This is a genomic window from Pseudomonas sp. NBRC 111130 (assembly GCF_001320485.1).
Lineage (GTDB): Bacteria > Pseudomonadota > Gammaproteobacteria > Pseudomonadales > Pseudomonadaceae > Aquipseudomonas > Aquipseudomonas vlassakiae.
Genome location: NZ_BCBG01000031.1, coordinates 17,992 through 38,011, shown reverse-complemented (window position 1 = coordinate 38,011; position 20,020 = coordinate 17,992). Strand labels below are relative to the sequence as shown.

Here is a 20,020-nt window from a genome sequence, read left to right as displayed (position 1 = left end):
TTTGCCCGTAGAATAGCGGCTTCGCCATTCGGAGCTGTCCTGCATGCCCAAGCCTCTGCTCTCCCCCCAGGGTGATTTCCCACCGGTCGGCCTGGGCCGACGCCTGGCGGCGATGTTCTACGACTTCCTGCTGTGCACGGCGCTGCTGATCGTCACCGCCGGGGCTTACAAGTTGATCCAGATGGCGATCATCGGCGAAGCCCGCATGCGTGAACTGACCGAAGCCGGCGCACTGGATGGTGACCCACTGCTCTCGACCGTTCTGCTGTTCGCCCTGTTCGGCTTCTTTGCCAAGTTCTGGACCCATGGCGGCCAGACCTTGGGCATGCAGGTGTGGGGCGTGCGCGTGCAGAATGCCGATGGCAGCGCGATCAGCCTGTGGCAGGCACTGCTGCGCTTCGTGGTGTCGATTGCATCCTGGCTGTGCCTGGGGCTTGGGTTCTTCTGGTCGTTGATCGACAAGCGCAAACGCGGCTGGCACGACATCTACTCTGAAACCCAGCTGGTGCGGGTGCCGAAGCAGAAAAAGTAGACGCAAAAAAGCCGACCCTGAGGTCGGCTTTTCAGCTGTTGCAGACCGTCAACCGGCCCGACGCAACAACCACACGCCAGCCAGGGCACAGATGCCCGCCGGAATCACTACCGCCAGCAGCGGCGGGAAGCCGAACACCTGGCTCGACGGGCCCAGCAGGTCCTGGCCAATGCGGAAGGCGAAGCCCACCAGCACGCCGGTGAACACGCGTTGGCCGAGGGTGACCGAACGCAGCGGGCCGAAGATGAAGGAAATTGCCATCAATACCAGCGCTGCAGTCACCAGCGGCTGCATCACCTTGGTCCAGAACGCCAGCCAGTAACGGGCGTTGTTCAGGCCCTGGTCGGACAGGTAGTGGATGTAGTCCCACAACCCGGTAATCGACAACGACTCGGGGGCCATGATCACGGTATTGAGCAGTTGCGGCGTCAGCGAAACGTCCCAGCGCTCGGTCGGCGCCTTCACCACTTCGGTGTGGTCACCGCGGAAGAACGTGGTGCTGATGTCGCTGAGCGTCCAGTGATCATCGTTGTACTGGGCGCGACGGGCAAAACTCGACGTCTGGATCTTGCGCTCGTTGTCGAAGGTGTAGCGGGTCACGCCCAGCAGCAGGCCATTGGGCTGCACCGAGTTGATGTGCACGAACTCTTCGCCCTGGCGATGCCACATGCCATGCCTGGAGCTTTGCGCTTCACCACCGCCCTGGGCCAGGGAGCGGTCGGCCTGGGCCTTGTTCTCGGTGACCGGGGCAACGTATTCACCAACCAGCACGCCGACCAGCATCAGCACCAGCATGGGCTTCATCACCGCCCAGACGATGCGGCCGATGGAGACACCGGCAGCGCGCATGATGGTCAGCTCGCTGTTGCTGGCCAGGCTGCCGAGGCCGATCAGGCAGCCGATCAGTGCCGCCATCGGCAGCATTTCGTACAGCCGACGAGGTGCCGTAAGCAGGACGAAATTGCCCGCGTCGAGCAAGGTGTAGGTATCGCTCAGTTCACCCATCTCGTCGATGAAGGCGAACAGCGAGGCCAGGCCGAGGATGATCCCCAGCACGGCCAGAATGGCCAGCAGCACGCTCGTGCCGATGTAGCGGTCGAGTTTAGCCACGGGCCACCTCCGCGCGACGAGCAGCCATTTTCAGGCGCAGCGGTTCCCAATACATCAGGGACAGGCCGATCATCAGGAACAGGCCATGCACCCACCAGATACCCAGGCCAATCGGCAGTTTGCCCTTCTCCAGGGCGCCGCGTACGGAAATCAGCATTGTCAGGTAGGCCATGTACAGAAGAATCGCCGGCAGCAGCTTGAGGAAGCGGCCCTGGCGCGGGTTGACCTTGGCCAGCGGGACCGCCATCAGGGCCACGATGAACACCAGGATCGGCAGCGAAAGGCGCCATTGCAGCTCGGCACGCTCACGCAGGTCGCTCTTGCCGAACAGCTCAAGGGTCGGGATCGCTTCGCGATCGGTCACGTCTTCGGCAACTTCCGGCTTTGGCAGCAAGACACCATAGGTGTCGTACTTGATGGCACGGTAATCGGCCTGGCCCGGGTTACCGTCGTAGCGGTAGCCGTTCTCCAGCACCAGGTAGCGATTGCCATCGGCCTGGATTTCCTGATGGCCTTTTTCGGCGACCAGCACCGACGGCGCACGGTCCTTGGTCTTGTCCTGGTTGAAGCGCTTCTCGGAAATGAACACCCCGCCCAGCTTGACGCGGTCGTCCGACAGCTGCTCGGTGTAGGTAACCCGCGAACCGTCGCGCAAGGTCTGGAAGCGGCCCGGCACCAAGGTGTCGAACTCGGTCATGGCATCTTGCTGGGCAACGATCTTCTGCACCTGGGCCACGCCCAGTGGTGACAGGCTCAGGCTCAGCCAGGCAACCAGCAGGGCGACCAGTGCCGCCGGCGCCATGGTCAGGGCCAGCAAACGCTGCTGGCTCATGCCGGTCGCCGACAGCACGGTCATTTCGCTTTCCAGGTACAGCCGGCCGTAGGCCAGGAGAATGCCGAGGAACAAACCCAACGGCAAAATCAGCTGCAGGAAACCTGGCATGCGGAAGCCCATGATCAGGAACAGCACGCTTGGGTCGAGGATGCCCTGGGCCGCCTGGGCCAGGTACTTGATGAAGCGCCCGCTCATGATGATCACCAGCAGCACGGCGCTGACGGCGCTCAAGGTCACCAGGACCTCGCGGGACAGATAACGAAAGACGATCAAACCAGACACTCCTGGGTTGTCAGGGGCGGACTGCCAAACATTGGCCTGTGACAGCCAGGACCAAAGCCGGTTCGCCTAAGGCGAACCTCCATGTAAAGTGCGCGCATTATCCTGTGATTGGCCGCGCCTGTCACTTGGCTGCGCATGAAGGCCAACATCGGGGTTGTCAGCACGCTGGCGGGAGGCTCAAACTGGCAGCTTTTCCACTGGCCTGCGGCAACGCGGCCAGGCCCGTCCAGAGCGCGAAAACGCATAGCGCCAACTGCATAGATCATTCGGGGACCCTGACATGGAACTGGTTGTAAAAAGCGTAGCTGCTGCATCGGTAAAAACCGCCACTCTGGTCGTACCGGTGGGTGAAGGGCGCAAGCTCGGGGCCGTTGCCAAGGCCGTCGACCAAGCCAGCGAAGGCGCCATCAGCGCAGTACTCAAGCGTGGCGACCTGGCCGGCAAGCCTGGCCAGACCCTGTTGCTGCAGAGCGTGCCAGGCCTGAAGGCCGAGCGCGTGCTGCTGGTCGGCAGCGGCAAGGACGATGCCCTCGGCGACCGCGCATGGCGCAAGCTGGTCGCAAGTGTGGCCGGCGTGCTCAAGGGCCTCAACGGTGGCGATGCCGTGCTGGCCCTGGACGACATCGCGGTCAACAACCGTGACGCCTACTACGGCAAGTACCGCCTGCTGGCCGAGACCCTGCTCGACGGCGAATACGTGTTCGATCGTTTCAAGAGCCAGAAGGCCGAACCGCGCGCCCTGAAGAAAGTCACCCTGCTGGCCGACAAGGGCGGCCTGGCCGAGGTCGAGCGCGCCGTCAAGCACGCCAGCGCCATTGCCACCGGCATGGCCTTCACCCGCGACCTGGGCAACCTGCCGCCTAACCTGTGCCACCCCAGCTACCTGGCCGAGCAGGCCAAGGAACTGGGCAAGGCGCACAAGGGCCTGAAGGTCGAAGTGCTGGACGAGAAAAAGATCAAGGACCTGGGCATGGGCGCGTTCTATGCCGTGGGCCAGGGCAGCGACCAGCCACCACGCCTGATCGTGCTCAACTACCAGGGCGGCAAGAAGGCCGACAAGCCGTTCGTGCTGGTCGGCAAGGGCATCACCTTCGATACCGGCGGCATCAGCCTCAAGCCAGGCGCTGGCATGGATGAGATGAAATTCGACATGTGCGGCGCCGCCAGCGTGTTCGGCACCCTGCGCGCGGTCCTCGAACTGCAGTTGCCGATCAACCTGGTGTGCCTGCTGGCCTGCGCCGAGAACATGCCGAGCGGCGGTGCCACCCGTCCGGGCGACATCGTCACCACCATGAGTGGCCAGACCGTCGAAATCCTCAACACCGACGCCGAAGGCCGCCTGGTGCTGTGCGACACCCTCACCTACGCCGAGCGCTTCAAGCCACAGGCCGTGATCGACATCGCCACCCTGACCGGCGCCTGCATTGTCGCCCTGGGCAGCCACACTTCGGGTCTCATGGGCAACAACGACGACCTGGTCGGCCAGCTGCTCGACGCCGGCAAGCGTGCCGATGACCGTGCCTGGCAGCTGCCGCTGTTCGACGAGTACCAGGAGCAACTGGACAGCCCGTTCGCTGACATGGGCAACATCGGTGGGCCCAAGGCGGGCACCATCACCGCTGGCTGCTTCCTGTCGCGCTTCGCCAAGGCCTACAACTGGGCGCACCTGGACATCGCCGGCACGGCCTGGATCAGTGGCGGCAAGGACAAGGGCGCTACCGGTCGCCCGGTCCCGCTGCTGACCCAGTACCTGCTGGACCGCGCTGGCGCCTGATACCGTGAAGCCGGCGATGCCCGTGGCATCGCCGGCTGGCAGAGCACACCATGAGCAAAGTCGATTTCTATATCCTGCCCACCGACTCGCTGTCGGCACGGCTGGACTTCGCCTGCAAGCTGTGCGAAAAGGCCTGGCGCCTTGGCCACCGGGTCTACCTGCACTGCCAGGACGCCGAACAACGTACCGAACTGGATCAACGCCTGTGGCGCTTCAAAGGCGAAGCCTTCGTGCCCCACGACCTGGCCGAAGAACACACGGATGCCACGGTAGCCTTGGGCCTTGCCGACGATGCTGGCGAGCACCGTGACCTGCTGATCAACCTGGGTGCCGCTGTGCCGGGGTTCGTCGGCCAGTTCGAGCGGGTTGCCGAGATCGTGGTCGAGGAGCCCGGCATTCGCCAATCGGCCCGCGAGCGGTTCCGTTTCTACCGTGAACAGGGCTATGCTCTGCAAGACCACCGCTTACAGCGACTTTAACGACGATGGACAAGCCTTCCGCCCTACCCGATTCCGCTCATCTGCTGGATGATCTGGAATCGATTCGCCAGCTGCTCGGCGATGCCGACCTGCAGCCGCCGCTGCTGACCGAAACGGTCGAGCAGATTCCCCTGTTGCTCGACGTGCCTGCCGGTAACGCGGCGCCAGCGCCTGAAGCCGAGCCCGCAGCAGCCGAACCCGAGGATGATCCGCAGACCCGCCGCCAGGACACCCTGCTGCACCTGGAGAGCGAGTTGCGCGCCGCCGCGCAGATGATCATGCAGGACGTGATCAACGACTTCACCCCGCATATCGAGAACGAGATCAAGCGCCGGCTGGATGCGCGGATCGAACGTCTCATCAAGCGTTCCGAGTAAACCTGAAAATTTGCGGCGCCTGCTTCGCGGGCACGCCCGCTCCCCCAGGTAAAGCGCAACCGTCATATCTGCGCGGTACCTGTGGGAGCGGGCGTGCCCGCGAAGCAGGCGCCACTGTTCCGACAGTTATCAGCAGCTTGTCGCCTGCGGCCCCCAGCTTGGTTATACTTCCCGGCTTTCCCGAATAAATGCACAGGGTCCCGCCGCGCATGGATAAGACCTACCAGCCGCACGCCATCGAAACTTCCTGGTACAACACCTGGGAGTCCGAAAACTATTTCGCTCCACAAGGTGCAGGCGAGTCCTACACCATCATGATCCCGCCACCGAACGTGACGGGTAGCCTGCACATGGGCCACGGCTTCAACAACGCGATCATGGACGCGCTGATCCGTTTCCGCCGCATGCAAGGCCGCGACACCCTGTGGCAGCCAGGTACCGACCACGCCGGTATCGCCACGCAGATGCTGGTCGAACGCCAGCTCGAAGCCAAGGGCCAGAACCGTCACGACCTTGGCCGCGAGAAGTTCCTGGAGAAGGTCTGGGAATGGAAGGATCAGTCAGGTGGCAACATCAGCCGCCAGATCCGTCGCCTGGGTTCGTCGGTAGACTGGAGCCGCGAGCGCTTCACCATGGACGACGGCCTGTCCGAAGCAGTCAAGGAAGCCTTCGTGCGCCTGCATGAGGACGGCCTGATCTACCGCGGCAAGCGCCTGGTCAACTGGGACACCAAGCTGCACACGGCCATCTCCGACCTCGAGGTGGAAAACCACGACGAGAAGGGCCACCTGTGGAACTTGCGCTACCCGCTTGCCGATGGCGCCAAGACCGCTGAAGGCAAGGACTACCTGGTCGTCGCCACCACCCGCCCGGAGACTTTGCTGGGTGACGCCGCCGTTGCCGTCAACCCGAACGACGAGCGCTACCAGGCCCTGATCGGCAAGTTCGTCGAACTGCCGCTGGTTGGCCGCCGCATCCCGATTATCGCCGATGACTATTGCGACCCGGAGTTCGGCACCGGCTGCGTGAAGATCACCCCTGCCCACGACTTCAATGACTACGAAGTCGGCAAGCGCCACAACCTGCCGCTGCTGAACATTTTCGACAAGAACGCCCTGGTGCTGTCCGCCGCCCAGGCCTTCAACCTCGACGGCAGCGTCAACGAGCAGGTCGATACCAGCCTGCCGACCCAGTACGCCGGCCTTGATCGCTTCGTCGCACGCAAGCAGATCGTTGCCGACCTGGATGCCCAGGGCCTGCTGGTGAGCATCGACGATCACGCCCTAAAAGTGCCGAAAGGCGACCGTTCGGGTACCGTCATCGAGCCATGGCTGACCGACCAGTGGTACGTTTCCACCAAGCCGCTGGCAGAGCCGGCCATCGAAGCCGTGGAAGATGGCCGCATCCAGTTCGTGCCCAAGCAGTACGAGAACATGTACTTCTCCTGGATGCGCGACATCCAGGACTGGTGCATCAGCCGCCAGCTGTGGTGGGGCCACCGCATTCCGGCCTGGTACGACGAGGCCGGCCAGGTCTATGTCGGCCGCAATGAAGAAGAGGTCCGCGCCAAGCACAACCTCGGCAGCGAAGTGAAACTGCGCCAGGACGACGACGTGCTCGACACCTGGTTCAGCTCGGGCCTGTGGACCTTCTCGACCCTGGGCTGGCCGGAGCAGACCGAGTTCCTGAGGAAGTTCCACAGCACTGACGTGCTGGTCACCGGCTTCGACATCATCTTCTTCTGGGTTGCGCGCATGATCATGCTGACCATGCACCTGATCAAGAACGAGGACGGCACCCCGCAGGTTCCGTTCAAGACCGTGTACGTGCACGGCCTGGTGCGCGATGGCCAGGGCCAGAAGATGTCCAAGTCCAAGGGCAACGTGCTCGACCCGCTGGACATCGTCGACGGTATCACCCTCGATGCCCTGCTGGAGAAACGCACCAGCGGCATGATGCAGCCCAAGCTGGCCGAAAAGATCGCCAAGCAGACCAAGGCCGAGTTCCCGGAGGGCATCGCCAGCTACGGCACCGACGCCCTGCGCTTCACCTTCTGCTCGCTGGCCTCGACTGGCCGCGACATCAAGTTCGACATGGGCCGCGTCGAAGGCTACCGCAACTTCTGCAACAAGATCTGGAACGCAGCCCGCTACGTGCTGGACAAGGGCGAGGACTGCGGCCAGAACGGCGAAGCCTGCGAGCTGTCGCTGGCTGACCGCTGGATCATCTCGCAATTGCAGCGCACCGAAGCCGAAGTGACCCGCCAGCTCGAGCAGTTCCGCTTCGACCTGGCCAGCCAGGCGCTATACGAGTTCATCTGGAACCAGTATTGCGACTGGTACCTGGAGCTGTCCAAGCCGGTACTGTGGGACGAAAACGCTCCGGTCGAACGCGCCCGTGGCACCCGTCGCACCCTGGTACGCGTGCTGGAAGTGGCACTGCGCCTGGCGCATCCGTTCATGCCGTTCATCACCGAAGAAATCTGGCAGCGCATCGCGCCGCTGGCCGGTATCGAAGGCAAGACCATCATGCTGCAACCATGGCCGGTGGCCAATGAAAGCCGCATCGATGCTGCCGCCGAAGGTGATATCGAATGGCTCAAGGAGCTGATGGTCGGCCTGCGCAACATCCGCGCGGAGATGAACATTGGCCCGGGCAAGCCACTGCCGCTGTTCCTGAAGAACGCCAACGCCGATGACCAGCGTCGCCTGCAGGAAAACGAAGCCCTGCTGAAGAAGCTGGCCAAGGTCGAATCGTTCACCGTGCTCGGCGATGCCGACGAAGCACCGCTGTCGGCCACCGCACTGGTTGGTGACTTGCAGGTGCTGGTGCCGATGGCCGGCCTGATCGACAAGGACGCCGAGCTTGCTCGCCTGAGCAAGGAAATCCAGCGTCTGCAGGGTGAAGTCCAGCGCGTGGGTGGCAAGCTGTCGAACGCCGCCTTCGTCGACAAGGCACCGCCTGCGGTGATCGAGAAGGAACGCGCCAAGCTGGCCGAGTCCGAACAGGCCCTGGCCAACTTCACCGAGCAGCATGCGCGGATTGCAGCGCTGTAATCACTAGAGAGACCGTTGGGGCCGCTGCGCGGCCCTTTCGCGACACAAGGCCGCTCCCACAGGACGGCGCCAAACCTGAAGGCGCCGCTATCCTGTGGGAGCGGCCTTGTGTCGCGAAAGGGGCGCGAAGCGGCCCCGGGCTCCTCAAGCCACCGCTCGTATAGGGCTGGACACTGACATGACTCCGAACAAACCCACCCTGCACCCGCGCAACCGCCACCAGGGCCGCTACGACTTCCCCAGCCTGATCAAGGCCCACCCTGACCTGGCCCGCTTCACCATCACCAACCCCCACGGCAAACCCAGCATCGACTTCGCCAACCCGGAAGCCGTGCGCGTGTTCAACCGTGCCCTGCTCAAGGCGCAATACGGCATCCAGCACTGGGACATCCCGGCCGACTACCTGTGCCCGCCAATCCCCGGCCGCGCCGACTACATCCATGTGGCCGCCGACCTGCTGGCCGAGGACAATGCCGGCGAGGTCCCCGGAGGCGCCCAGGTTCGCGTGCTGGATATCGGCGTGGGCGCCAATTGCATCTACCCGCTGCTCGGCCATAGCGATTACCGTTGGCGCTTCATTGGCTCGGACATCGACCCGGTAGCGCTGGCCTCGGCCAAGGCCATCGTCCAGGCCAACGGCTTGAGCAAAGGTATCAGCCTGCGCCAGCAAGCCAACCGCAAGCACATCCTCAGCGGCCTGCTGCAAGCGGATGAACGCTTCGACCTGACCCTGTGCAACCCGCCCTTCCACGCCTCGCGTGAAGAAGCCACCCGTGGTAGCCAGCGCAAGTGGAGGAACCTTGGCAAGCAGGACCCCAAGCGCAAGTTACCGGTGCTCAACTTCGGCGGGCAGAACAACGAACTGTGGTGTGAGGGCGGCGAGATTCGCTTCGTCACCCAGCTGGTCGACGAAAGCGCGCAGTACGCACGACAGGTACTGTGGTTCACCAGCCTGGTGTCCAAAGCCAGTAACCTGCCTGGCATCGAGGCAGCGCTGAAGAAGGTCGGCGCCAAGGTCGTGCGCATCGCCGAGATGGGCCAGGGCCAGAAGCAAAGCCGCATGGTCGCCTGGAGCTTCCACGACGACAGCGCACGCCACGCCTGGCACGCCAGGCGCAAATCGCAGGCATGAAAAAACCGCGCCCGGGCAAGCCGGGCGCGGTTTCGTCAATGCGTCAAAAGATCACTTGTTGACGGCGTCGGTCAGGCCTTTGGCCGGAACGAACTTGACGACTTTCTTGGCAGCGATTTCGATGGCAGCGCCAGTCGAAGGGTTGCGACCGGTACGGGCAGGACGCTCGGAGACTTTCAGCTTGCCGATGCCTGGCAGGGTGATTTCGGCGCCGTTTTCCAGTTGGTCGGCAACGATCTGGCCCAGCTGCTCCAGCGCGTTACGAGCGGTGGTTTTTGGCGCGTCGATGGCTTCAGCGATATCGGCAATCAGTTGGTCTTTGGTCAATGCCATGGTGGTGTTCCTTCCCTATCATTCAGTAGTTATGCGGCGTGCTACGACGTTATCGGGCCAGCCCCTGTGTTCTGGAGGGCCGCGCCAATCGCGAATGTAGATACGTAAATCGGCGTTTGGTTCGACACGGCATGAGCACGCTGCCAGCAATGCGCCACATGAGGGGCGCAAGACGGCGCAAAGCTACCACAGGAATGGATAAATATCCGCTACCCGCTTCGATTTAGTGCAGGTTTTTCGGGGGTTTAAGCCGAAAACCCGTGAATTTGGACAAAAAACGAACAACCGGCATTTCCGCCAACATCCGGCCACTGCAGCGCCTGTTCTCTGGGGTAAACTGGACAACTTTTGCAGCGCGGCCTGTGGCCGCCCCAGACTCACCGAGAATTCCATGCCAATCCGTCATTGCATCGTTCACCTGATCGACAAGAAGCCCGATGGCAGCCCCGCCGTGCTCCATGCACGGGATACCGAGCTGGGCGCATCGGACGCCATCGAAAACCTCCTGGCCGACCTCAACGAAAGCTACAACGCCAAGCAAGGCAAGGCCTGGGGCTTCTTCCACGGCGAGTCCGGCGCCTACCCACTGAGCGGCTGGTTGAAACAGTACCTGGAAGACGAAAAGGACTTCACCGCGTTCAGCCGGACGGCGGTCGAGCACCTGCAGAAACTGATGGAAGAGTCCAACCTCTCCACGGGCGGCCACATCCTGTTCGCCCACTACCAGCAAGGCATGACCGACTACCTGGCCATCGCCCTGCTGCACCACAGCGAGGGCGTGGCGGTCAACGCCGAGCTGGACGTGACGCCGTCGCGCCATCTCGACCTCGGCCAGCTGCACCTGGCAGCACGCATCAACCTGTCCGAGTGGAAGAACAACCAGAACTCCAAGCAATACATCTCGTTCATCAAGGGCAAGAACGGCAAGAAGGTGTCGGATTACTTCCGCGACTTCATCGGCTGCCAGGAAGGCGTCGACGGCCCGGGCGAAACGCGCACCCTGCTCAAGGCCTTCAGCGACTTCGTAGAAAGCGAGGACCTGCCGGAAGAAGCCGCCCGCGAGAAGACCCAGACCCTGGTCGAATACGCCACCACCCAGACCAAGCTGGGCGAACCGGTGACTCTGGAAGAGCTGTCGAGCCTTATCGATGAAGACCGCCCGAAGGCGTTCTACGACCACATCCGCAACAAGGACTACGGCCTGTCGCCGGAAATCCCCGCTGACAAGCGCACCCTCAACCAGTTCCGCCGCTTCACCGGGCGTGCCGAAGGCCTGTCGATCAGCTTCGAAGCGCACCTGCTGGGTGACAAGGTGGAGTATGACGAGGCCGCCGGCACCCTGATCATCAAAGGCCTGCCGACCACGCTGGTGGACCAGCTCAAGCGCCGCAAGGACTGATCAGCCGGCCACATAGGAGGCCACCAGCGCCTCCTTGGCCGACTTGCGCAACTTCTTCACCAGACGTTCCTGGCGCAGCGCCTCGCCTTTGTCCGGCCACTGCTCGACATAGACCAGCGCCTGCGCCGGGCTGGTCTTGAAATAGCGGGCACCCTGGCCCTTCTGGTGGGCAGCGAAACGCCGTTGCGGGTTATCGCTGATACCGCAGTACAGCGAGCCATTGGCCGCCCGCACCAGGTACACGTACCACGGTTTGCTCTGCGGGTTTTCGGCGACTTCGTTGACGATGCTCATGGCCGACAGCTTAACCGCTCATCTTGCTTGCTGGAACGCTCGCAGGCCGTTGAAAGCCTGCTGGCGCACCTTGTTCTGCAGCATCGGCGACCAACCCAGCAACACCCCTGGCGCTCCTAGCGCCTGACGCGACCAGCGCCACAGGTCGAAGCTGTCGTCGTGCTGGCAGATCAGCCCATCGCGAATGACGAAGCGCGCCTGGATATCATTGACCACGGTACGGCCAGTCTGGCTGAACAAGTAAGTGGCCACCCAGTGCGCACAGCCGCTGCGCTCATCGGCACGGACTTGGTCGAAGGTCAGCGAGAAATCCTTGGCACGGGTGGTCAGCATGCGCCACATGTCACCCGCATCACGGCCGCGCAGGGTGCCGAACACCGGGTCGCTGAAGACGATGTCGTCGCTGTAGCAGGCCACCATCGCCTCGGCGTCCAGGCGCTGGAAGGCCTGATAGAAACGAGTAATCAGGTGGCGGTTGGCGTCAGTCATGGAAGCAGGTCCGTCCTGGGAATGGAAGCTGCACGATAATCTGCACTGCTTTCTTTCGCCAGTACCGGCCTCTTCGCGGGCACGCCCGCCCACAGGCCAGGCGCAAGTCTTGAAGCCTGTGATGACCCTGCGGGCGTGCCCGCGAAGAGGCCTGCGAGGCCACCCTTCATGTCAAACTTTTTCGCTGGTCACCCGCACATGCAAGGCCCGCCCGGCCCCCAAGCCAAACACGATGGCCCCCACACCCAACACCGCAAAGATCCAGCCCACCGCCGCCCATCCTCCGGTCAGGTCATGCACCAGGCCGACCGCAAACGGGCCCATGGATGCCAGCGTATAACCCACGCCCTGAGCCATGCTCGACAGGTTCGCCGCCACATGGGCATCCTTCGAGCGCAGCACGATCAACGTCAGGGCCAAGGCGAAAGTACCGCCCTGCCCCAGCCCCAGCAGCACCGCCCAACCCCACAGCCCGTCGATGGGGGCATACAGGCAACCGAACAGCCCCGCCAAGGTGACCAGCATGACCATCACGATGGCCAGCCGCTGGTCCTTGCCGCGGGTCGCCAACCAGGGGGCGCCCAGCGAGCTGACCAGCTGCACGATGACCGAGCCGGACAGTACCAGGCCCGCTTCGGTCGGGCTCAGGCCACGACCAATGAGGATCGACGGCAACCAGCCAAATACAATGTACGCCAGCGACGACTGCAGCCCCATGTACAGAGTTACCTGCCACGCCAGCGGGTCACGCCACAGCCCGCTTACCCGGTAGGCGACCTTGTGCAGGCCGTGCCCCTGGCGGGCTTGCGGTGACCAGACGAGCATGGCCAGCAGCGCCGGTAGCATCCAGAAGCCCAGGCCAAGGGCCCAGCTGCCACCGAAGTGTTGCGTCAGCGGCACGGTAGCCCCTGCCGCCATAGCCGCGCCCAGGCACAGGGCCATGGTATACACCCCGGTCAAGGTGCCCGCGTGCTGCGGGAAATCGCGCTTGACGATACCGGGCAACAGCACACCGATGATACCGATGCTGGCCCCGGCCAGAATGCTGCCGACGAATACGCCGACCGCCCCCAGGGCACTGCGCACCACGATCCCCAGCGCCAGGGTCAACAGGATGCCGAGGATCACCCGCTCGCTGCCGAAGCGGCGCGCGAGGACGGGTGCCAGCGGTGCAAACAGCCCGAGGCAGAGCACCGGCAAGGTGGTCAGCAGGCCGGCCTCGGAGGCATTCAGGCCCAGCCCTGCAGAGACCTGCCCGAGCACCGGCGCCATGCTCGACAATGCCGGGCGCAGGTTCAATGCCACCAGCACCAGGCCCAGCAGCAACAGCCACGGGCGCTTGAGCCTCGGCGGTTGCTGTTGCACCAGGGCATCGTCGGCCTCGGCGTCGATCAGTAGTTCTTCCAGTTCACGCTCGCGGGCAGGCGCGTCTCGGGTCAATCGTTCAGCCATGGCCTTCTCGTCTTCAAGATTCAATAAGCGTCCGGCTCAGGGCCTTGGCCCGCTCCGGGTCGCGTTGTTCGATGGCGTCGAGGATCTGCCCGTGCAGGTCGAAGGTCGCCTGGCTGCGTGGCACGGTCGCCATGTTGTGTTGCAGCGCTGCGGCCACCACACCGGAAAAGTAGCGATACAGTTCGCTCAGTGCCGGGTTGTGCGCGGCGTCGATCAGGCGTTGGTGAAACACCAGGTCGCAGCTGACATAGGCATCGACATCCCCGTGAAAATGCCCGGCACTGCCCGCCAGTGCCGCGCGCAGGCCCTGCAGGTCCTCGTCGGTACGGCGCAACGCCGCCAGGCCGATAGCCTCGGATTCGAGGATGTGCCGGGTTTCGCGGGCCTGCTCCAGCGTGCAGCGCGACATGGCCAGCACGGCCTGTAGCGGGTCTTGGCAGGTGCGCAGGTAGCTGCCGTCACCTTGGCGGATTTCCACCAGGCCGCTGAATGCCAGCACGCGCATGGCTTCACGCACGGTATTGCGGCTGATACCCAGCTGCAGTGCCAGTTCCGGCTCGGTCGGCAGACGCTGGCCGACTTGCCAGTGGCCTTGCAGGATGCGCTCACGCATGCGCTCTACCGCCAGTTCGACCAAGGAGCGCTTGGTCAATTCGCTGCTCATTTCAATTCAACCAATCATCCGATGAATTCGCAGAGCTTAATGGAACGCGTTCCAGACATCAATTCAACTGGCATTTCTACCAGTTGCCAGCCGAGGGCCTGATTGCAACGCTTGGCTGACTTCCATCAAGGCACTGTTCATGTCCATCGTCAAAGTACTGCGCCTGTCTGCGCTGATTACCGCCGGTCTGCTACTCGGCCTGCTGTTCAAAGGCTGCGACGCCAGCCAAGCGCCATTGCAACCCAAGACGCTCATCATCGGGATGGACGGTGTACAGCTGCAGCGCTACGAAGAACTGGGCGACGAAACCAACCTGCAGCGCCTGTTCTACGGCAAAGCCTATGCCGGAGGTGTCACCGGCCGCGCCAGCGAACAAGCGACTGACAGTGGGCCCGGCTGGATAACCCTGCTCACCGGCGTATGGGCCAACAAGCATGGAGTGACCTCAAATGCCGAATCCTTGCGGGTCAACCCGCAGTTCCCAAGCCTGTTCAAACGGCTGCGTCATGCCCTGCCAAATGCCTACCTCGCCAGTGTCGTCAACTGGTCGCCGATCAACACGGCCTTCCTGCTGGAGGACGCGCAAGGCAACAATGTACGCGAAAGCGGCCTGAGCGATGAGCAAGTCACCGCCCGGACCCTGGACATCCTCGAACACACACCAGCCGACTTCACCTTCATTCAACTCGACGAGCCAGTTGAAGCTGGCCACACCAGTGGTTTCGGCTCGGCCTACCTGTTCGCACTGCGTGAAGCCGACGACAGACTGGGGCGGCTTTTGGACAAGGTCGAGGCGCGGGCGTACAAGAATCCGCAGGAGGACTGGCTGGTGATCGTCTGCAGCAGCGACGGCAGTGATTATCAGGATTCAAGCCACGGCGAAGTGACAGAACAGGAGAAGACGGCGCTCATTGCCAGCAACAAGCCCTGGAACGAGGAATGGATCCGTCCCGGCAGTGCAGATGACACCCCGCGTCATGGCTCTGCCGCGCTGACGTCGGTCGCCCCGACTGTGCTCAGGCACATGGGGCTAGACCTGCTGCCGCAATGGGAGCTCGATGGCACGCCACTCCCAGTCGTTAGCGGTGCACGCAACGCACGGGCTACTGGAGGCGATGCCAAGGCACGGTGATCACAGAGAAAAATCACCGCGTGTCGAGAAAGTGCTGCCCCACCAGCAGGAGCGGCGCACCCGCTCCTGCTGCTCACCGCAATCAGTCCAGCGCGTCGACCAACGCCTGGTTCATCTCTGGCGTGCCGATGGTGATACGCAGGAACTGGGCAATCCGCTCCTGCTTGAAGTGACGCACGATCACCCCTTGTTCACGCAGGCGCGCCGCCAACTGCGCGGCATCCTGCTGCGGGTGGCGGGCAAAGATGAAGTTGGCCGCCGATGGCAGCACCTCGAAGCCCTTTGCAACCAGCTGCTCGACCAATGTCTCACGGCTGTCAATCACCTTGCGGCGGGTTTCCTCGAAGTAGGCCTGATCTTCGAACGCCGCCGCTGCCCCGACGATGGCCATGCGGTCGAGCGGATAGGAGTTGAAGCTGTTCTTGATCCGCTCCAGCGCCTCGATCAGGTCCGGATGGCCGACGGCCAGGCCCACTCGGAGTCCAGCCAGCGAACGCGACTTGGACAAGGTCTGGGTGACCAGCAGGTTGTCGTAGCGATCGACCAGGCTGATGGCAGTCTCGCCGCCAAAGTCAATGTAAGCCTCATCCACCACCACCACCGAATCACGGTTGGCTTGCAGCAGCTGTTCGATCGCTTGCAGCGGCAGCAGGCAACCGGTGGGTGCGTTAGGGTTGGGGAAGATGATCCCGGCATTGGGCTTGGCGTAATCGGCGACGCGGATCTGGAACTGCTCATCCAGCGCCACCTGCTCGAAGGCAATGCCGTAAAGGCCGCAATAGACCGGATAGAAGCTGTAGCTGACATCCGGGAACAGCAGTGGACCGCGATCGTGCTGGAACAGACCGTGGAAGATGTGGGCCAGCACCTCGTCCGAGCCGTTGCCGACGAAAACCTGGGCCGGGGTGACGCCGTAGTACTCGGCCACGGCCTGCTTGAGCCGGTCGCTGTTCGGGTCCGGATACAGACGCAGGTTATCGTTCAGCTCGCCGCGCATGGCCTCTAGCGCCCTGGGCGAGGGGCCATAAGGGTTCTCGTTGGTGTTCAGCTTGACCAGGCGGGCCAGCTTTGGCTGTTCGCCCGGCACGTAAGGCACCAGCGCCTTGACGAAGGGACTCCAGAATCGACTCATGTTCAGTTCCCCTTGTCTTGGGTCAGGATACGGTATTCAGCGCTGCGGGCGTGGGCGGTCAGCGACTCGCCACGGGCCAGCACCGAGGCGGTGTGGCCAAGCTCGGATGCGCCCTGTTCGGAACAGAAGATGATCGACGAACGCTTCTGGAAGTCATACACCCCGAGCGGCGACGAGAAGCGTGCGGTGCCGGAAGTCGGCAACACGTGGTTGGGGCCGGCGCAGTAATCGCCCAGTGCTTCGCTGGTGTGGCGACCCATGAAGATCGCGCCCGCGTGGCGAATCTGAGGCAGCCAGGCCTGCGGGTCGGCAACCGACAGCTCCAGATGCTCGGGAGCGATGCGGTTGGCCACTTCGATGGCCTGCTGCATGTCGCGCACCTGGATCAGCGCCCCACGGCCGTTGACCGACTTTTCGATGATCTCGGCCCGTTCCATGGTCGGCAGCAGCTTGTCGATGCTGGCGGCCACGCGGTCGAGGAAAGCGGCATCCGGGCTGACCAGGATGGCCTGGGCGTCTTCGTCGTGCTCGGCCTGAGAGAACAGGTCCATGGCGATCCAGTCCGGGTCGGTCTGGCCGTCGCACACCACGAGGATTTCCGACGGGCCGGCGATCATGTCGATACCGACCTGGCCGAACACGTGGCGCTTGGCGGTAGCCACATAGATGTTGCCAGGGCCGACGATCTTGTCTACCTGCGGCACGCTTTCGGTGCCATAGGCCAGTGCGGCAACGGCCTGCGCTCCACCGACGGTGAACACGCGGTCGACGCCGGCGATGCAGGCAGCGGCCAGCACCAGTTCATTGACCTCGCCACGCGGGGTCGGCACCACCATCACCACTTCGGTGACGCCAGCGACCTTGGCCGGAATCGCGTTCATCAGCACCGACGAGGGGTACGACGCCTTGCCGCCGGGCACGTACAGGCCGGCACGGTCCAGCGGGGTGACCTTCTGGCCGAGCACGGTGCCGTCGGCTTCGGTGTACTGCCAGGAGTCCTGCTTCTGCCGTTCGTGGTACATGCGTACGCGATTGGCGGCCTTCTCCAGGGCTTCACGCTGGCTGTCGGTGATGCGGGTCAGGGCCAGTTCCAGGCGCTCGCGGCCAAGGATCAGGTCATCGATGCTTTTGGCGTCAACACCGTCGAAGCGCTGGGTGAATTCCACCAGCGCGGCGTCACCGCGCTCACGCACCGCCTTGATGATGTCGAGCACGCGCTGGTTGACCGCGTCATCGGACACACTTTCCCAGCTCAGCAGATGATCCAGATGTCGGGCGAAATCCGGATCAGCGGCGTTGAGACGGGCAATTGCAGTGGACACGGTCATGGCGAGGGCCTCGATTATTAGCGAATGCTCAGGCGCCCTAGGCTACCAGTCCATCCGCGCGGGCACCCGAGAAAAATGGCTATGACGCGGATAGACGGGCGCGACAGCCGAAGCCGCGCGCAGTAGGTAGAGAATTAGCCGCGGTGTCGCGATTCGACCGCTCCGCGCAGCGTGTCGATCAGGCTCTGGATGCGGGCGTGCTGCATCTTCATGGAAGCTTTGTTGACCACCAGGCGCGAGCTGATCGTGGCGATCAGTTCCTGAGGCTCCAGGCCGTTGGCGCGCAAGGTGTTGCCAGTGTCGACCACGTCGATGATCTTGTCGGCAAGATTGATCAGCGGTGCCAGCTCCATCGAACCATACAGCTTGATGATGTCGACCTGGCGGCCCTGCTCGGCGTAATAACGCTTGGCGACATTGACGAACTTGGTGGCGACGCGCAGGCGGCCCTTCGGCTCGGGCGCACCGACCGCACCGGCGGTCATCAGCTTGCACTTGGCGATCTGCAGGTCCAGCGGCTCATACAGGCCCTGGCCGCCGTACTCCATCAGCACGTCCTTGCCAGCCACACCGAGGTCGGCGGCACCGTGCTCGACATAGGTCGGCACGTCGGTGGCACGCACGATCAGCAGGCGCACGTCGTCCTGCGTGGTGGGGATGATCAGCTTGCGGCTCTTGTCCGGATTCTCGGTCGGCACGATACCGGCCTCGGCCAGCAACGGCAGGGTATCGTCGAGAATACGGCCTTTGGAAAGCGCGATGGTCAACATTGGAACGTCGGTCCTTAAGCGGCTACTGCCGGCCGGGCTGCGACAGCCCGACCGCATTCAATTCGTTGTGGGAGCGGGCTTGCCCGCGAACACCGGTAAAGCCGTTGCCATGCAACGCGGCGGCTTCTTCGCGGGACAAGCCCGCTCCCACATGCAGACTATCAGCCCGGTACGCGGCGGATCTTAGCGCCGAGCATCTGCAGTTTTTCTTCGATGCACTCGTAACCACGGTCGATGTGGTAGATGCGGTCGATCAGGGTATCGCCTTCGGCGACCAGCGCCGACAGTACCAGGCTGGCGGATGCCCGCAGGTCGGTGGCCATGACCGGAGCACCCTTGAGTGCCGGCACGCCGGTGACGATCGCGGTATTGCCTTCAACCTGGATCTGCGCGCCCATGCGGTGCATTTCGTACACGTGCATGAAGCGGTTTTCGAAGATCGTCTCGATGACCGCGCCGGTGCCTTCGGCGATGGCGTTCAGCGAGATGAACTGCGCCTGCATGTCGGTCGGGAAAGCCGGGTACGGCGCGGTACGCAGGTTGACGGCCTTCGGCCGCTTGCCGTGCATGTCCAGCTCGATCCAGTCTTCACCGGTGGTGAGGTCGGCGCCCGCTTCCTTCAGCTTCTCCAGCACGGCTTCGAGGATGGTCGGGTCGGTGTCCTTGACCTTGACGCGACCGCCGGTCACGGCAGCGGCGACCAGGTAGGTGCCAGTCTCGATACGGTCAGGCATGACGCGGTAATGTGCCGACGCCAGGCGCTCGACGCCATCGATGGTGATGGTGTCGGTACCGGCGCCCTGGACCTTGCCGCCCATGGCGTTGATGAAGTTGGCCAGGTCGACCACTTCAGGCTCACGCGCGGCGTTTTGCAGCACGCTGCGGCCTTTGGCCAGGGCAGCAGCCATCATGATGTTCTCGGTACCGGTCACGCTGACGGTGTCGAAGAAGAAGTGCGCGCCGCGCAGGCCGCCTTCAGGCGCCTTGGCCTTGATGTAGCCGCCTTCGACTTCGATCTTCGCGCCCATGGCCTCGAGCCCGCGGATGTGCAGGTCGACCGGGCGCGAACCGATGGCACAGCCACCTGGCAGGGCCACTTCGGCTTCACCGAAACGCGCCACCATGGGGCCGAGCACCAGGATCGAGGCGCGCATGGTCTTGACCAGCTCGTAAGGGGCTACCAGGGTCTTGATGGTACGCGGGTCGATTTCCACCGCCAGCTTTTCGTCGATCACAGGCTCGATGCCCATGCGCCCGAACAGCTCGATCATGGTGGTGATGTCGTGCAGGTGAGGCAGGTTGCCCACGGTGACCGGGCCATCGGCAAGCAGGGTCGCTGCCAGGATCGGCAGGGCCGCGTTCTTCGCGCCGGAAATGCGGATCTCGCCGTCGAGACGAGCGCCGCCAGTAATAATCAGTTTGTCCATTGGTGTCTCGCCGCCACGTTGGC

General features: G+C 63.4%; 18 protein-coding genes and 1 pseudogene. 8 read left to right on the top strand and 11 right to left on the bottom strand.

Translation table 11 applies throughout. The features are described from left to right. Positions 1-43: 43 nt before the first annotated feature. On the top strand, positions 44-532 hold the full coding sequence (locus tag APH33_RS15450) for an RDD family protein (protein WP_054885975.1): 489 nt from the start codon (positions 44-46) through the stop codon (positions 530-532). Positions 533-580: 48 nt separating this feature from the next. On the opposite strand, the gene lptG is transcribed toward APH33_RS15450, so the two are convergent. Continuing rightward, a complete protein-coding gene (lptG, locus tag APH33_RS15445) occupies positions 581-1,642 on the bottom strand; it encodes an LPS export ABC transporter permease LptG (RefSeq protein WP_054885974.1) in 1,062 nt (353 codons plus the stop codon). Then, positions 1,635-2,750 (bottom strand): LPS export ABC transporter permease LptF, encoded by a 1,116-nt coding sequence (gene lptF, locus APH33_RS15440; RefSeq protein ID WP_054885973.1) that lies wholly within the window; start codon positions 2,748-2,750, stop codon positions 1,635-1,637. Before lptF ends, lptG begins: the two co-directional genes overlap by 8 nt. 289 nt (positions 2,751-3,039) lie before the next feature. Between lptF and APH33_RS15435 the strand changes: the two genes are divergently transcribed. From APH33_RS15435 to rlmF, 5 genes are all read left to right on the top strand, one after another. Continuing rightward, positions 3,040-4,533: a leucyl aminopeptidase gene (locus APH33_RS15435; RefSeq protein WP_054885972.1), complete on the top strand. Its 1,494-nt coding sequence runs from the start codon at positions 3,040-3,042 to the stop codon at positions 4,531-4,533. Positions 4,534-4,583: 50 nt separating this feature from the next. Beyond that, positions 4,584-5,012 (top strand): DNA polymerase III subunit chi, encoded by a 429-nt coding sequence (locus APH33_RS15430; RefSeq protein ID WP_054885971.1) that lies wholly within the window; start codon positions 4,584-4,586, stop codon positions 5,010-5,012. A 5-nt stretch (positions 5,013-5,017) separates the two neighbouring features. Further along, positions 5,018-5,389, top strand: a complete 372-nt coding sequence (locus APH33_RS15425) for a hypothetical protein (RefSeq protein ID WP_054885970.1) — start codon at positions 5,018-5,020, stop codon at positions 5,387-5,389. 209 nt (positions 5,390-5,598) lie between these two features. Beyond that, positions 5,599-8,445 (top strand): valine--tRNA ligase, encoded by a 2,847-nt coding sequence (locus APH33_RS15420; RefSeq protein WP_054885969.1) that lies wholly within the window; start codon positions 5,599-5,601, stop codon positions 8,443-8,445. A gap of 178 nt (positions 8,446-8,623) precedes the next feature. Further along, on the top strand, positions 8,624-9,577 hold the full coding sequence (gene rlmF / locus APH33_RS15415; protein ID WP_054885968.1) for a 23S rRNA (adenine(1618)-N(6))-methyltransferase RlmF: 954 nt from the start codon (positions 8,624-8,626) through the stop codon (positions 9,575-9,577). A gap of 51 nt (positions 9,578-9,628) precedes the next feature. Here rlmF and APH33_RS15410 read toward each other — a convergent pair whose 3' ends face one another. Next, positions 9,629-9,910 (bottom strand): HU family DNA-binding protein, encoded by a 282-nt coding sequence (locus tag APH33_RS15410; protein WP_027920195.1) that lies wholly within the window; start codon positions 9,908-9,910, stop codon positions 9,629-9,631. Between the two features lie 391 nt (positions 9,911-10,301). Here APH33_RS15410 and yejK point away from each other — a divergent pair, with 391 nt between their 5' ends. Continuing rightward, the gene (yejK, locus tag APH33_RS15405) at positions 10,302-11,309 is read left to right on the top strand and encodes a nucleoid-associated protein YejK (protein ID WP_054885967.1); all 1,008 of its coding nucleotides are present in this window, start codon (positions 10,302-10,304) and stop codon (positions 11,307-11,309) included. On the opposite strand, the gene APH33_RS15400 is transcribed toward yejK, so the two are convergent. The 4 genes from APH33_RS15400 to APH33_RS15385 all read right to left on the bottom strand — a co-directional run bounded on the left by APH33_RS15400 (position 11,310) and on the right by APH33_RS15385 (position 14,208). Beyond that, a complete protein-coding gene (locus APH33_RS15400; RefSeq protein ID WP_054885966.1) occupies positions 11,310-11,603 on the bottom strand; it encodes a GIY-YIG nuclease family protein in 294 nt (97 codons plus the stop codon). It abuts the gene before it with no gap. A gap of 18 nt (positions 11,604-11,621) precedes the next feature. Then, the gene (locus tag APH33_RS15395) at positions 11,622-12,092 is read right to left on the bottom strand and encodes a nuclear transport factor 2 family protein (protein ID WP_054885965.1); all 471 of its coding nucleotides are present in this window, start codon (positions 12,090-12,092) and stop codon (positions 11,622-11,624) included. Between the two features lie 171 nt (positions 12,093-12,263). After that, on the bottom strand, positions 12,264-13,544 hold the full coding sequence (locus tag APH33_RS15390) for an MFS transporter (RefSeq protein WP_054885964.1): 1,281 nt from the start codon (positions 13,542-13,544) through the stop codon (positions 12,264-12,266). 13 nt (positions 13,545-13,557) lie between these two features. Then, positions 13,558-14,208 carry a FadR/GntR family transcriptional regulator gene (locus APH33_RS15385; RefSeq protein ID WP_054885963.1) on the bottom strand — a complete coding sequence of 217 codons (651 nt, stop codon included), beginning with the start codon at positions 14,206-14,208 and terminating at the stop codon, positions 13,558-13,560. 157 nt (positions 14,209-14,365) lie between these two features. Between APH33_RS15385 and APH33_RS15380 the strand changes: the two are divergent. Further along, a pseudogene (locus tag APH33_RS15380) lies at positions 14,366-15,337 on the top strand (alkaline phosphatase family protein); the annotation flags it as partial. An 85-nt stretch (positions 15,338-15,422) separates the two neighbouring features. Here APH33_RS15380 and hisC read toward each other — a convergent pair. The 4 genes from hisC to murA all read right to left on the bottom strand — a co-directional run bounded on the left by hisC (position 15,423) and on the right by murA (position 19,997). After that, the gene (hisC, locus tag APH33_RS15375) at positions 15,423-16,472 is read right to left on the bottom strand and encodes a histidinol-phosphate transaminase (RefSeq protein ID WP_054885962.1); all 1,050 of its coding nucleotides are present in this window, start codon (positions 16,470-16,472) and stop codon (positions 15,423-15,425) included. A gap of 2 nt (positions 16,473-16,474) precedes the next feature. Beyond that, positions 16,475-17,800, bottom strand: coding sequence for a histidinol dehydrogenase (gene hisD / locus APH33_RS15370; RefSeq protein ID WP_054885961.1), 1,326 nt, complete (start codon positions 17,798-17,800; stop codon positions 16,475-16,477). A 134-nt stretch (positions 17,801-17,934) separates the two neighbouring features. Then, complete coding sequence (gene hisG / locus APH33_RS15365) at positions 17,935-18,570, bottom strand: ATP phosphoribosyltransferase (RefSeq protein ID WP_054885960.1); 636 nt, start codon at positions 18,568-18,570, stop codon at positions 17,935-17,937. Positions 18,571-18,731: 161 nt separating this feature from the next. Then, positions 18,732-19,997, bottom strand: a complete 1,266-nt coding sequence (gene murA / locus APH33_RS15360) for a UDP-N-acetylglucosamine 1-carboxyvinyltransferase (protein ID WP_054885959.1) — start codon at positions 19,995-19,997, stop codon at positions 18,732-18,734. Between the last annotated feature and the right edge of the window lie 23 nt (positions 19,998-20,020).